The sequence below is a fragment of the Stenotrophomonas sp. PS02300 genome, from assembly GCF_029959395.1.
Classification (GTDB): Bacteria; Pseudomonadota; Gammaproteobacteria; order Xanthomonadales; family Xanthomonadaceae; genus Stenotrophomonas; species Stenotrophomonas maltophilia_AD.
This window is the reverse complement of the sequence record NZ_JASCOP010000005.1, coordinates 53660-66380: the sequence shown is the minus strand read 5'-3', so window position 1 is coordinate 66380 and position 12721 is coordinate 53660. Positions and strand designations below refer to the sequence as shown.

Sequence of the window (12721 nt, the reverse complement as noted above, 5' to 3'; positions counted from 1 at the left end):
CGGATGCGGGTCCATAATGGGCGCCATCCCGTTGCTGGTATGCGTCCATGTCTGCGTTATCCACTGCCAAGTCCGTCGTACTCTCAGTGCTCAGCGTGGTGGTGGCGCTGTTCGTGCTCGGCATGGTGAGCGGTGCCGGCGGATGGATCGCGCCCTGGCTGGGGTTGGGCGAGGGCGAGGTGCGGCTGGCGTGGGACCTGGGCTGGACGATCCTGGGTGGCGTGGCCGCTACGGCGTTCGCTGCACGCTATGCGCCGAAGTGGCCGTACGGGCATGGCGGGGTGGTGTGGGTATTGATTGCCGCCGCGTCGGTGTATGCCGCGTGGGATCTGGGCAGCGATTACCCGTTCTGGTTCGTGGTGACGTTGCTGGTGTCGTTGCCGGTGCAGGCGGTTGGAGTCTGGTTGGGGGCGCGGTACCGGCCTCGGTGATTACGCGCGCCCGATCACAACGTCGGCAACACCTGCTTGATCTGGTCGATCCCTTCCCAGGGATCTTTCTTCAGCTTCTGCGCACGCTGCAGCGCCTTCGGTAGCGGGAACGCGTCGGCGGCGGTGACACGCCCCAGCTCTTCCCAGCGCAGCGGCACTGCCACGCCGGCTGATGGCCTGGCACGCAGCGACCACGAACACACGCTTGTGGCGCCGCGCGCATTGCGCAGCCAATCAATGAAGATGACGCCGTTGCGCTTGGCCTTGCTCATGGTGGCCACGTAGCGGTCCGGTGCGTGCTCGGCCATCGCCTGGGCGAACGACTCGCAGAAGTCCTTCGCCTGCGCCCAATCCGCCTTCGGCTTCAGCGGCACCACCACGTGCAGGCCCTTTCCACCGGACAGGCGCACGAAGCTTTCCAGCCCGATCTCCTGCAGGCGGTCGCGCACATCCCGCGCAGCGGCCTTGATCGCTGCCCAGGTCACGCCCTCACCGGGATCCAGGTCGAACACCAGCCTATCAGGGTGTTCGGGGTCGTCCACGCTGGCACCCCATGGGTGCAGCTCCAGGGTGTTCATCTGCACCAGCTGCAGCAGGCCTTCGGCGTCTTCGATGTAGAGGTAGTCCTCGCGGCCGCTCTTCTGCTCCAGCGGGATGGCCTCCACCGCGTCGCCCAGCCCGGTGCCGTGGTGCTTCTGGAAGAAGCACTGCTTGTCCACGCCATCGGGGCAGCGCAGCAGTGACAGCGGCCGGCGGGCGACCTCGGGCAGGATCCAGCGCGCCATCTGGCGGTAGTAGTCGGCGACATCACCCTTGGTGAGTCTGGCCTTGGCGAACACCACGCGTTCGGGGTGGGAGATGTTCACGCCGTCGGCTGCGGGAGCGGATACGTTCGCTTTTGCAGGCGACTTCGTCGCCTTCGCTGCCTTGGCAGGTACCGCACTGGCCGCCGCGCCCAGGTCCTTGGCCGTCTTGTCCTCGCGCAGACGCTTGAAGCTGGCCTGGCGCAGCAACCCTTCCTTGGCCCAGCCACGGAACGCGACTTCGGCCACCAGCGTGGGTTTGACCCAATGCACGCTGTTCGCCTTGAACGGCACGTGCGGGGGCAGTTCAATGGCGGCCTTGTCGGTATCCAATGCCTTCAGCTGGCGGTGCATCGCGGCCAGCCTGGCATCATCGAAGCCGGTGCCCACCCGACCGACGTAACGTAGGCCTCCCTTATCCGGAGTGGCCATCAGCAGCGAGCCGAAGCCGCTGCGTGAGCCCTTGGGGTCGGTGTAGCCCACCACCAGGAACTCATCGGTGTTCTCGTGCTTCACCTTCACCCAGCTGGGCGAGCGCGCGTTGACGTAAGGCGCATCCACCCGCTTGCTGATGATGCCTTCGAAGCCCGCCTTGCCGCTGGCTTCGAACACCGCCGGGCCGTGATCGAGCACGTGGTCGCTGTAAGCCAGCGTGCCAGGCGTATCGCCCAGCAGATCCTTCAGGAGTGTCTTGCGACCCAGCAGCGGCGCACGGCTGATATCCACACCGGCCACGCCGGGCATGTCGAACACCACGTAGCGCAACGGCTGTTTGGCGGTGCCGTCGATGACTTTCTGCAGGCCGGTGAAATCGCTGCGGCCCTGCGCGTCCAACATCACCAGCTCGCCATCCAGGCGCAGGTCGGTGACCGGCAGCGCTTCGATGGCCTGCACGACCTCGGGGAAGTCGTCGGTCCAGTTCAAGCCGTTGCGCGAGCGCAGTGCCACCACGCCATCGCGGACATCAGCAAGCAGGCGGTAGCCATCCCATTTGATCTCGTGCAGCCAGGCCTCGCCGTTGGGTGCACTGTCGCGGTGGTCGGTGAGCTGGGGCTTGAAGTCGTGGGGGTAAGGCGAGTCGCGGGCATGCTCCAACGACAGCGCGCGCTTTGCCCAGCGCGCGTCGGCATTGCGGCGCGACACGCGCTTGGTCGTCCTGGACGTCCTGGTCGAGCGGGTCGTTGTGATCGTGGTGGACGTGGTTTTCTTTACGGTCTTCGTCGATGTTCGCTTGGGTGGCACGACTTCCTCCAGCAGCGCATCCGCATCGGAATCGCGCGCTTCTTCGTCATCACGCTTGATCAGCAGCCACTGATGCTGCTTCCCCTTCATGTTGGTGCGCACCAGCTTCCAGCCGCCCTTGAGCCTGCTCCCGTGCAGCACGAAGTCCACCTTACCGGCGGCGATCGCCTCCAGCGGGTCGCCATCGCAGGCCCAGGTTCCGTGGTCGTACACATCCACATGGCCGGCGCCATAGTGGCCTTCGGGGATGTCGCCTTCGAACGTGGCGTAGGACAGCGGGTGGTCTTCCACCTCCACCGCCAGCCGCTTCTCGCCCACGCGCAGCGAGGGTCCCTTCGGCACCGCCCAGCTTTTCAGCACGCCATCGGCTGCCAGCCGTAAATCGTAGTGACGCGCACTGGCGTGGTGCAGCTGCACCACGAAGATCGGCCGGCGCGCGGCGGCGCCCCGGCGCTCGTCGTCGGGTTCGGGGGTTTCGCCGAAGCGGCGCTTGCGCCGGTACTCCTGCAACGACATGGCCGCTTACCCGGCCTTGCGCGTCGGCGCGCGCTTGGCGGCCTTCTTCGTCGCCTTGGTTGCTTTTGTCGCCTTGGTTGCCGCCTTGGTGGTTTTGGCTGTCTTCTTCGCAGGCGCCGCCTTCTTCACCACCTTCGACACCGCCGTCTTCTTGGCCGGGGTGCGCTTCTTCGCGTCCAGGCTCTTCTGCAGCAGCGACATGAAGTCCACCACGTTGGTGGTGGCATCGTGCGGGGCGGCCGGCTCGTCTTCCACCGTGGTGGTGCCGCCCTTCTGCTTGATGCGCTTGGTCAGCACCGCCTGCAGGCGTTCGCGGAATTCATCGTGGTAGTCATCCGGTTTCCACTCGCCGGACATGGACTCGATCAGCTGCTCTGCCATCGCCGTTTCCTTGCTGCTGATCCGATAGTCGGAGAGCGAGCCGGTGGGCAGCTTGTGTTCTTCCGGGTCCACCAGCTCCTGCGGGTAACGCAGGATCAACAGTACCAGCGCATCGTCATGCGGCATCACCGCGCACAGGTATTCGCGGGTACGCACCACCACGCGTGCGATGCCCACCTTGCCGGTGCTGCGCAGGGTTTCGCGCAGCAGCACATAGCCTTTCTCGGCCTTCTTGCCGGGCACCAGCAGGTAAGGCTTCTCGTAGTAGCGCGGGTCGATATGGCCCGCGTCGACAAAGGTTTCCACCTCCACGGTTTCGTGGCTTTCCGGTGCGGCGGACTTGATGTCGCTTTCTTCCAGCACGACATAGCTGCCCTTGTCGTACTCATAGGCCTTGACGATGTCCTTCCACGGCACTTCCTCGCCGGTATCGGCGTTGACCCGCTCGAAGCGGATCGGCTTGCGGTCGCGCGAATCGAGCATGCGGAAACTGAGGTCGGTCTTGCGCTCGCCCGACATCAGCGACACCGGCACGTTCAGCAGCCCGAATGACAGGGTTCCAGTCCAGATCGGTCGGGCCATGGCGGCGCCACTCCAGTGCAAAGCGGGAGGCCAGCTGTACCGCGCAGGGCGTGAAACGCCCGTGTCCGGCCCGTAAAGGCCGGCTGCACGCGCGCGGGGTTTACTGCAGCTGGCCGTGCACCGCGGCGGCGGGCATGTGGTCCAGCGCCATCCAGGCATCTTCGACAATGGCCCGCGCCTGCTGCCAGCCCAGCCGCGACTGGCCACGCATCTGTTCCCAGTGCTCGGCCAGCTCGCCGTCGGTGTCGTCGTCGCTGCCACGCGGCCAATCGGCGTAGTGGGTGGTCAGCGCGAAGGCGTACGCCGGGTACAGATCCTTCCAGCTGCGCCTTCCCTGACTGCGGCGGCGTTCGTAATCGCTGCGCATGTACTGCAGGTAATCCTGCGCCACGGCCTCCGGCTCTTCGGCGCGCGGACGACGGCCGCGGCGCGCGTTCCGGTCCGGCTGCAGGTAGGCGTTGAACAGCGCGGGTGCGGTACGGCGGTCCAGGCGGGGCATGGCACGTCTCCGGCAGGTGGGGGTTGGCAGGAATAGCCCCGGTGCCGTTATCCAGCCGTGACAGATCCGTTGAGATCGGCGCGTTCCGCTTCACGTCGGCCTCCCCTGGGGGGTGCGTACAGTCCAGCCATCCCTCCACGGAGACCACCACCATGCAACGCGATCCCCTGCGCGAAGCCACCGCCCCGGTGCCGGGCGAGCAGCGCGCCAAACACGACCTGCAGAACGAAGAAGACCGGGGCGCCGGCATGTCGCCCTCCGAAGCGCCCGAGCATATGCGCACCGGCATCGACCCGGTGCACGCCGGTGAGGTACATCCCTCCCGCGACCGCAAGGATCCGGCCGCCGCGCCGCACCCGGGCGGGGAAGAGCACGAGCACCATCGCGCCGCGCGCAAGGCGCACGAGAGCGACAACCAAGACGAGGCGTTGGAAGAGACCTTCCCCGCCAGTGACCCGACATCGCCATTTGTGCCGGCCAAAATTCCGAAGTGAATGGGCCCGGTGCGCGGGCGGTCATGCACCGCGCCCGCCACGACCAACGGTCGTGACCTACCAGGTAGCGCACGCCCGTTGGTCGTGCGCCGCCCCAATCATTGCCACTGCCATTGCACGCCCACGCTGTAGCGCCTGTCCGGCCCCGGCTCGAAGAAGCGCTGGTTGCCGTCGTTGACGATCACCGAGCCGATGTAACGCTGGTCCAGCACGTTGTCCACCCGCGCAAACACCCGCAACGCGCCCTGCGCGGTGGTCCACTTGCGGGCCGCTTCCAGGTTGAACAGGGCATAGCCCGGCGCCTGGTCGGTGGCCAGGTCGTTCACCACCGTATCGCTCGAAGCCACCACCTCCCCGGCCCACTGCCACGCCCCGGGCTGGTACTGCAGCCGCCCGAACCACTGCTGCTCCGGTACGCCCGGTAGCCGCGATCCGGCCGCCACCACCGTGTTCGGGGTCGAGCAGCCAGTACCCGCGCACACCAGGTACGGCTCGCGCACCGTGGCTTCCACGTAGGTGTAGGCCAGGCTGGCCTCCAGTTCCGGGGTAATCGGAAGCTGCACGCTGGCTTCCACACCCTGACGGCGGGTCCTGCCGATGTTGCGGTAGGTACTGCGCCCGTTGGTGTTGCTGGCCACGGCCAGCTCGTCATCGGTATCGGCGCGGAACACCGCGGCATCGAAAGCCGCGCCACCCGCGCCGCGCCACTTGCCGCCCAGCTCCAGGTTCCGGCTGCGCGCGGCCGACAGGTTCAGCGCCAACCCGGCCGCCCCGTCTGACCGGTAACCCAGCTCGTTGAAGGTAGGCGTTTCAAACCCGCGCCCGGCCGAGGCGTACATCCGCCAGGCATCACTGGCGTGGAACACCACCCCGGCCACCGGCGTGGTGGCCGAGTAATCGCGCGAGCCGCTGTCATCCGGGTTGCGCGCGGTGATGTAGTGGTCGTTGGAGCGGAACCGCACCTCGCTGTGGCGCGCCCCCAACAGCAGCGACCAGCGCGGCGCCCACTGCCAGAACGCCTGCGCGAACTGGTCCACGTTGCGCACCCGGTCGCTCTGGTCGCGCCGCAGCGCGCCGCGCACGCCCAGCGTATCGCCCACGAAATTCTCGTAACCGCGCCGATCCTGCTGCTGTTGGTCGGCATTGGCGCCGATCACCACTTCCAGCGGCCGCCCTGCCCAGTCGCCCTGCCAGGCCCAGCGCAGGTCCAGCCCGCCGTAGCCGCCGTCCAGGTCGATCACCCCGCCGGCATGCAGCGGGTTGGCCTGCGGCCCGGGCGGAATGGCCAGGAACTGCTCCACGCTGCGCTGCCCGGCATAGCCCATAGCGCGCCAGGTCTGGGCGCCGTCGGTGCGGGTGAACACCAGCCCGGCCTGCGCCTGGCGCACCGATTTGCGGGTGTTGTACTGGGTGGCCACCGCCGTGGCCTGGCGCGGGTCCTGCCGCACCTGCTCGCGGGTGAGGCCCAGCGGGTCCTGCGCGTCGGGCGAATCGAAGTAGTTCAGCACCAGGTCCAGCTGGCCGCCGCCTACATCGGTGCCCAGCCGCGCGTTCACCGATTCGCGGCGCGCTGCGCTGTGCTCGCGCCAGCCAACGGTGCGGAAGTGGTTGGCCGCCACGTTGTAGCGCACGAGCCCCTGCTCGCCGCGCAGCTGCGCCCCCCCACTGAGCGTGCCGTCGCTGCCGCCGGCCACGCGCAGCCGCCAGGGATCGCCCGCCTGGCCATCGGCGCTCCAGACCTGCACCACGCCGCCGGACGAGTTGCCGTACAGCGCCGAGAACGGCCCGCGCAGCACCTCCACGCGCCGGGCCGAGAGCAGGCTGGCGTGGGAAAGCTGGCCCTGCCCATCGGGCATGGTGGCCGGCACCCCGTCCACCAGCACCCGCACCCCACGCACCCCGAAGGTGGACCGCGCGCCGAAGCCGCGGATGCTCAGCTGGGTGTCCTGGGCCAGGTTCTGGCGGTCGCGCGCGACCACGCCGGGCACCCCGCTCAATGCGTCAGCAATCTGGGCCAGGGTGCCGTTGGCGTCGTCATCCAGCCACACCGTGCTGAGCGAGGCCGGCAGATCCACATCGGCCACCTGCTGGCCGCGTGCGGCCTGCACCTGAACCGTGGGCAGCCGCTCGATCGGGGCAGGGGAAACGGCGGCGGCCTGGGCCTGTGCCGGGTTCGGCAGGGCCGTGGCCGAAAGCAGTGCACAGCCGATGGCCAGCGGGGTAAGACGGAACGTGCGCAGAGGGGGTTCTCCGGAAAAAGGGCACCGCACGACAGGGTACGGTGCCGGTCGTGACGGCAGGCGCCGCGCCCATGCCAAGGCTTTGTTACGATGGCTTGGTTTCGGCTGATTCTGCCGCAAACCTGATCGCGCCAACCTCCCCCCTCCGTCATCCGAATGAGTACCGCCGTGTCCTTCTTTGCAAATGTGGAACTGGTCCCGGGCGACCCGATCCTGGGCCTGACCGAGGCGTACAACGCCGACAGCCGCCCCACCAAGGTCAACCTGGGCGTGGGCATCTATTACGACGAAAGCGGCCGCATTCCGCTGCTTCGCGCCGTGAAGCAGATCGAGCAGCAGCTGGCTGCCGAAGCCAAACCGCGCGGCTACCTGCCGATCGACGGCCTGCCTGCCTACACCCAGGCCACCCGCGAACTGGTCTTCGGCAAAGATTCGCCGCTGCTGGCCGCCGGCCGCGTGGCCACCTCGCAGACCATCGGTGGCAGCGGTGCCCTGCGCGTTGGCGCGGACCTGCTGCACCGCCTGCTGCCGCACGCCACCATCGCCATCAGCAACCCGAGCTGGGAAAACCACCGCGCGGTGTTCGGCGCCGCCGGCTTTGACGTGGTCGAGTACGCCTACTTCGACCCGGCCACCCACGGCGTGGATTTCGCCGGCATGCTGGCTGACCTGGGCAAGCTGCAGCCGGGCACCGTCGTGCTGCTGCACGCCTGCTGCCACAACCCCACCGGCGCCGACCTCACCGTGGCCCAGTGGAAGCAGGTGGCCGAGCTGCTGAAGGAACGCCAGCTGTTCCCGTTCATCGACATGGCCTACCAGGGCTTCGACAAGGGCATCGACGAAGATGGCGCCGCCGTGCGCATCATCGCCGAAGCCGGCATCGACAGCTTCGTGGTCGCCAACTCGTACTCCAAGTCGTTCTCGCTGTATGGCGAGCGCGTGGGCGCGTTGTCGGTGGTGGCCCCGGATGCGAACGCCGCCAAGGCCGTGCAGTCGCAGGTCAAGCGCATCATCCGCACCATCTACTCCAGCCCCTCCAGCCACGGCGCGGCCCTGGTGGCCGGCGTGCTGACCAGCCCCGAGCTGCGCCAGCTGTGGGAGCAGGAGCTGACCGAGATGCGCGAGCGCATCCACGCCCTGCGCCACGGCCTGGTGGACAAGCTGGTGGCCGCCGGTGCGCCGGAGTTCGCCTTCATCAACGACCAGGCCGGCATGTTCTCGTACTCCGGCCTGAGCCGCGCGCAGGTGGACCGCCTGCGCGATGAGTACGGCATCTACGCCGTCGGCACCGGTCGCATCTGCGTGGCCGCGCTGAACCAGGGCAACCTGGAGTACGTGGCCAAGGCCGTGTCGACCGTTGCCAAGGGCTGAGCCTCTGCAACGATGAAATGAAGAACGGCCGCCACGTGCGGCCGTTTTTCTTTTCGTGCCTGCAGGTTGAAACCGGTTACGTGTCCCGGTTGCCTCGTAATGCCCTGCCGAACGGGCCACAATACGGCCCCCGAAATGTCTTTGGCAGCCATTCCATGTCCCGTACGTCGCTTACCCGGTACCTGATTGAAGAGCAGCACGCAGGCCGCATCAACGCCGACCTGCGCCAGCTCATCGCAGTGGTTGGCCGCGCCTGCACCAACATCTCCATCGCGGTCAGCAAGGGCGCGCTGGGCGGTGTGCTCGGCGACGCCGGCACCGGCAACGTGCAGGGCGAAGCGCAGAAGAAGCTCGACGTGATCAGCAACGAGATCCTGCTCGAAGCCAATGCCTGGGGCGGCCACCTCGCCGCCTGCGCCTCCGAGGAAATGGACCACTGCCAGCCCGTACCGGACACCTACCCGCGCGGCGACTTCCTGCTGCTGTTCGATCCCCTCGATGGCAGCTCCAACATCGACGTGAACGTCTCGGTCGGCACCATCTTCTCGGTGCTGCGCAGCCCGGCGGGCACCGAACAGCCCACCGACGAGAGCTTCCTGCAGCCGGGCACCGCCCAGATCGCGGCGGGCTACTGCATCTACGGCCCCAGCACGCAGATGGTGCTCACCACCGGCCACGGCACCCACTCCTTCACCCTGGACCGTGAAACCGGCGAATTCGTGCTCACCCAGCGCGGCATGACGATTCCCGAAGACACCCAGGAATTTGCCATCAACATGTCCAACCAGCGCCATTGGGAGACCCCGATGCAGGGTTACGTGCAGGACCTGCTGGCCGGCAAGGAAGGCGCGCGCGGCAAGAACTTCAACATGCGCTGGATCGCCAGCATGGTGGCCGACGTGCACCGCATCCTTACCCGCGGCGGCATCTTCATCTACCCGTGGGACAAGAAGGACCCCAGCAAGGCCGGCAAGCTGCGCCTGATGTACGAAGCCAACCCCATGGGCCTGCTGGTGGAGCAGGCCGGCGGCGCCGCCACCACCGGCCGCGAGCGCATCCTGGACATCCAGCCCGACCACCTGCACCAGCGCGTGCCGGTGTTCCTCGGCTCGCGCAATGAAGTGGCTGAAGCCACCCGCTACCACCGCGAGCACGACGCCCAGGGCTGACGCTCACATCACCCCGTTGCATGTGGCAACGGGGTGACACCTGCACCAACACAGGTCAACATCGGGCTCAAACGCCCACGGATGACCCCATGCAGGCCGAAACCCCGCTCGACTTCATTGAAGTAATCCACAACGCCATCCCAATTGAGACCTGTGCCGCAATTCAGGCGCAAATGCGTGCCAGCGCCCAGCTCCAGCCGGGCGAAGTAGGCAGCGGCGTGTTCCCGGAACTCAAGCACAGCAAGGATCTGCGCATAAGTGGGCGCCCGGAGTGGCGCCAGGTCGAAATACAGCTGCAACAGGCAGTATTCAGCGGCGTTTTGAGTTATCTACGCCGTTATCCACAGGCGCTGATCTCCCCGCTCATGTTGCAGGTCCAAGACAACGATGGCACCGCGCGCCGCCTGAAAGCCGAAGATTTTCCCGGCATGGACGACAACGCGCTGTCCGGACTGGCCCGTACGTGCCTGCGTCCGGGCGCCATCAACCTGCAGTGGTATGCGGCAGGTGAGGGCGGTTACCCCTATTGGCACTGCGAGCTGTACCCGCGCGACCCGGCAGGGGAAACCCTGCACCGGCACCTGCTGTGGACGCTGTACCTCAACGACGAGTTCGAGGCGGGCGAGACCGAGTTCCTGTTCCAGGACCGGAAGGTGGCGCCGCGTACCGGGAGCCTGTTGATTGCGCCGACCGCCTTCACCCATACCCACCGGGGCAACCGCCCGCAGGGTGGGGACAAGTTCATTGCGACAAGCTGGATCCTGTTCCAGAGCGCGGAGAAGTTGTACGGGGGTGGGTGAGATCTGTGGGGTGGTTCACACAGAAACAGCATTCGGAATGCTGCAACGGGCTGGACGCGTCAATCAGTAGGCTGTGCCTACTGAAATCGAAAATTCAACAGAAACAATCGTTTTGTGTTCCGCAGCCGACGTCTGCAAGGTGGGTGCCGGAGCTCAAAAACTCCGCATAACCGAAAATAGTGGATGCCCCATGTCGGGAGGGTGGTTAATACAAGACCCTTCACAGGGGAATACGCCCGCCGTCTGGTTATGCACGGTTTTTGACCTCCCGACGCCCTCGCCTTAACCGGCGAGGGCCATTCCCCGTTTGGAGGCAAACCATGAAGAGCGACCCGGCCCAGCCGACTGAAGACCAACGCGTCCCGCGCGAGCGGTGGATGCAGTACAGCCAGATCAACAACGTACGTGCCGTGCCGCAGATCTCCGAGCGGGACCGCGATCACTTTGGCCCAGTCCCCTTTGTCATGCTGCGGGGCACCTGGCTGCGCAGGTTCGGCTTTGAAGTGGGTGTCCATATCAGGATCGAAGTAGTCCACGGCCAGATCACCGTCAGGCCGCTGTGGAACGACGGCCAGTTCAAACCCCAGGCCACGGCGACAGACAAGCCCATCACGTGGCGCGCGCAAGTAAAGGACCGCTGAGGATCGAGGCTGGGCGGGCCACCACGCAGCGCCATGTAGTGGCACCGCACCCGCCCATGTGCTTCCATTGCCAGGCACCCATATCCGCGAGGAGTCCGCCATGCCCCTGGCCCGCATTGACCTCCGCAAAGGCAAGACCGCCGCCTACCGGCAGCAGGTTGGCCAGGTGGTGTACGACGCCATGCTCAGCATCGGCGTGCCGAAGGATGATCGCTTCCAGATCATCCAGGAGCACGAACCGGATGGGCTCATCTACGACCCCGGCTACCTGGGCATTGCGCGCACCGATGACTTCATCTGCATCCAGGTCACCTGGAACGAGGGCCGCACCCTGGAGCAGAAGAAAGCCTTCTACACCGCTGTCGCCCATGGCCTGCACGACGCGGTGGGCGTTCGCCCTGAGGATGTCTTCATCAATCTGGTGGAGGTGAAGCGTGAGAACTGGTCGTTCGGAAATGGGCTCGCGCAGTATGCGATGTGAGCCACCCACTGAAGACTGCACCCAGCGCATCAATCTCGCCGGTAGATCGCACACGCTACAACGGCCCTTTGTGGGTGCTAACGTTCGCCACGTAGGCAATCCGGTCTGAACCTGGGGAGTAGGGCAGTGGGAAGAACCTGCGAGTCATCCATGCACCGCAAGCAGTTGCTGGCGAGCGATGTGGCCGCTTGCTACTACTGCTTTTCGGAGTTTCCGCCCAGCGCCGTCGAAGCGTGGTGCGATGGCGACGATCAGGACCAGACTGCACTCTGCCCGCGTTGCGGCGTGGATGCCGTGGTGGGATTCAATGGCCCGGTGGATGCGACGTGGATGCGGTCCGCGCACCAGATTGGATTTGGCTAGAGTGAAGGAGAACTGCACATGCTGAAGGAAGTCGGCGGCGTCCCCATCCAGCCCAAGCACCGCGCCACGTGCCACTGCGGCGCCGTGGAGCTGGAGCTTGACCTGCCCAATGGCATTGAGAGCCCACGGCGGTGCGACTGTTCGATCTGCCGTCGCAAGGGAGCAGTTGTGGCTTCGGTGCTCCTGTCCGGGCTTCGTTTGGTAAAGGGTGAAGAACACCTCAAGCTCTACGAGTTCAACACCCACACGGCCAAGCACTACTTCTGCGGCATCTGCGGCATCTACACCCATCACCAACGCCGCTCGAATCCTCATCAGTACGGGTTCAACGTCGGGTGTCTGGAAGGCATCAACCCCTTCGCCATACCCTACGTTCCCGTGGAGGATGGAGTTCACCATCCGGCCGACATGGTGGGCTGACTTGCTGTTCAGCGTGGCGCACTCTCGAGAGATAACGTTTCTGCGATACGTACGATGGAAGAACAACATGTTGAGCTTTGATAAGGGACTTTTTCGTCAGGATCTTGAGTTCCAAGCAAGTTGCGCACGACGTGGCCTCGATGCATCCGCTCGGAGGCGGCAAGGCTCATGAACGTTTACAAGAAGGCTGTGCTGTTGGGCGCTGGTATGGGCATTGTGGGGGCGTGTACGGTGTTCCTGTTTTCTACGGCAGGGGTGCCCTACCCATTCGCTCTTGCTGTTGCGGTA

The 12721-nt window shown here is 66.0% G+C and carries 13 protein-coding genes; 9 read left to right on the top strand and 4 right to left on the bottom strand.

Annotated features, from left to right (window positions below):
- Positions 1–47 precede the first annotated feature (47 nt).
- The gene (locus tag QMX79_RS02615) at positions 48–431 is read left to right on the top strand and encodes a hypothetical protein (RefSeq protein WP_282244097.1); all 384 of its coding nucleotides are present in this window, start codon (positions 48–50) and stop codon (positions 429–431) included.
- 14 nt (positions 432–445) lie between these two features.
- Here QMX79_RS02615 and ligD read toward each other — a convergent pair whose 3' ends face one another.
- From ligD to QMX79_RS02600, 3 genes are all read right to left on the bottom strand, one after another.
- Positions 446–2992 carry a DNA ligase D gene (gene ligD / locus QMX79_RS02610; protein WP_282244095.1) on the bottom strand — a complete coding sequence of 849 codons (2547 nt, stop codon included), beginning with the start codon at positions 2990–2992 and terminating at the stop codon, positions 446–448.
- Positions 2993–2998: 6 nt separating this feature from the next.
- Positions 2999–3955 carry a Ku protein gene (locus tag QMX79_RS02605; protein WP_282244093.1) on the bottom strand — a complete coding sequence of 319 codons (957 nt, stop codon included), beginning with the start codon at positions 3953–3955 and terminating at the stop codon, positions 2999–3001.
- 100 nt (positions 3956–4055) lie between these two features.
- On the bottom strand, positions 4056–4454 hold the full coding sequence (locus QMX79_RS02600) for a hypothetical protein (protein WP_068848077.1): 399 nt from the start codon (positions 4452–4454) through the stop codon (positions 4056–4058).
- A gap of 152 nt (positions 4455–4606) precedes the next feature.
- Here QMX79_RS02600 and QMX79_RS02595 point away from each other — a divergent pair, with 152 nt between their 5' ends.
- Positions 4607–4948, top strand: a complete 342-nt coding sequence (locus QMX79_RS02595) for a hypothetical protein (RefSeq protein ID WP_095362407.1) — start codon at positions 4607–4609, stop codon at positions 4946–4948.
- Positions 4949–5046: 98 nt separating this feature from the next.
- On the opposite strand, the gene QMX79_RS02590 is transcribed toward QMX79_RS02595, so the two are convergent.
- The gene (locus tag QMX79_RS02590) at positions 5047–7128 is read right to left on the bottom strand and encodes a TonB-dependent receptor (RefSeq protein WP_282244120.1); all 2082 of its coding nucleotides are present in this window, start codon (positions 7126–7128) and stop codon (positions 5047–5049) included.
- A gap of 228 nt (positions 7129–7356) precedes the next feature.
- On the opposite strand from QMX79_RS02590, the gene QMX79_RS02585 reads away from it, so the two are divergent.
- From QMX79_RS02585 to QMX79_RS02555, 7 genes are all read left to right on the top strand, one after another.
- Complete coding sequence (locus tag QMX79_RS02585) at positions 7357–8559, top strand: amino acid aminotransferase (RefSeq protein ID WP_282244082.1); 1203 nt, start codon at positions 7357–7359, stop codon at positions 8557–8559.
- Positions 8560–8714: 155 nt separating this feature from the next.
- Positions 8715–9728, top strand: a complete 1014-nt coding sequence (locus QMX79_RS02580; RefSeq protein ID WP_282244079.1) for a class 1 fructose-bisphosphatase — start codon at positions 8715–8717, stop codon at positions 9726–9728.
- A gap of 89 nt (positions 9729–9817) precedes the next feature.
- Positions 9818–10528 (top strand): 2OG-Fe(II) oxygenase, encoded by a 711-nt coding sequence (locus tag QMX79_RS02575; protein ID WP_282244077.1) that lies wholly within the window; start codon positions 9818–9820, stop codon positions 10526–10528.
- Positions 10529–10848: 320 nt separating this feature from the next.
- The gene (locus QMX79_RS02570) at positions 10849–11169 is read left to right on the top strand and encodes a SymE family type I addiction module toxin (RefSeq protein ID WP_282244073.1); all 321 of its coding nucleotides are present in this window, start codon (positions 10849–10851) and stop codon (positions 11167–11169) included.
- Between the two features lie 100 nt (positions 11170–11269).
- On the top strand, positions 11270–11650 hold the full coding sequence (locus QMX79_RS02565; protein ID WP_282244071.1) for a tautomerase family protein: 381 nt from the start codon (positions 11270–11272) through the stop codon (positions 11648–11650).
- 150 nt (positions 11651–11800) lie between these two features.
- On the top strand, positions 11801–12013 hold the full coding sequence (locus QMX79_RS02560; RefSeq protein WP_282244069.1) for a hypothetical protein: 213 nt from the start codon (positions 11801–11803) through the stop codon (positions 12011–12013).
- Positions 12014–12031: 18 nt separating this feature from the next.
- Positions 12032–12433 (top strand): GFA family protein, encoded by a 402-nt coding sequence (locus QMX79_RS02555; RefSeq protein WP_282244067.1) that lies wholly within the window; start codon positions 12032–12034, stop codon positions 12431–12433.
- Positions 12434–12721: the final 288 nt, after the last annotated feature.

What these genes read in the sequence shown, in the direction of transcription:
- QMX79_RS02615 (WP_282244097.1), top strand. Translation starts at nt 48, where the DNA reads ATGTCTGCGTTATCCACTGCCAAGTCCGTCGTACTCTCAGTGCTCAGC.
- ligD (WP_282244095.1), bottom strand. Translation starts at nt 2,992, where the DNA reads ATGTCGTTGCAGGAGTACCGGCGCAAGCGCCGCTTCGGCGAAACCCCC.
- QMX79_RS02605 (WP_282244093.1), bottom strand. Translation starts at nt 3,955, where the DNA reads ATGGCCCGACCGATCTGGACTGGAACCCTGTCATTCGGGCTGCTGAAC.
- QMX79_RS02600 (WP_068848077.1), bottom strand. Translation starts at nt 4,454, where the DNA reads ATGCCCCGCCTGGACCGCCGTACCGCACCCGCGCTGTTCAACGCCTAC.
- QMX79_RS02595 (WP_095362407.1), top strand. Translation starts at nt 4,607, where the DNA reads ATGCAACGCGATCCCCTGCGCGAAGCCACCGCCCCGGTGCCGGGCGAG.
- QMX79_RS02580 (WP_282244079.1), top strand. Translation starts at nt 8,715, where the DNA reads ATGTCCCGTACGTCGCTTACCCGGTACCTGATTGAAGAGCAGCACGCA.
- QMX79_RS02575 (WP_282244077.1), top strand. Translation starts at nt 9,818, where the DNA reads ATGCAGGCCGAAACCCCGCTCGACTTCATTGAAGTAATCCACAACGCC.
- QMX79_RS02570 (WP_282244073.1), top strand. Translation starts at nt 10,849, where the DNA reads ATGAAGAGCGACCCGGCCCAGCCGACTGAAGACCAACGCGTCCCGCGC.
- QMX79_RS02565 (WP_282244071.1), top strand. Translation starts at nt 11,270, where the DNA reads ATGCCCCTGGCCCGCATTGACCTCCGCAAAGGCAAGACCGCCGCCTAC.
- QMX79_RS02560 (WP_282244069.1), top strand. Translation starts at nt 11,801, where the DNA reads ATGCACCGCAAGCAGTTGCTGGCGAGCGATGTGGCCGCTTGCTACTAC.
- QMX79_RS02555 (WP_282244067.1), top strand. Translation starts at nt 12,032, where the DNA reads ATGCTGAAGGAAGTCGGCGGCGTCCCCATCCAGCCCAAGCACCGCGCC.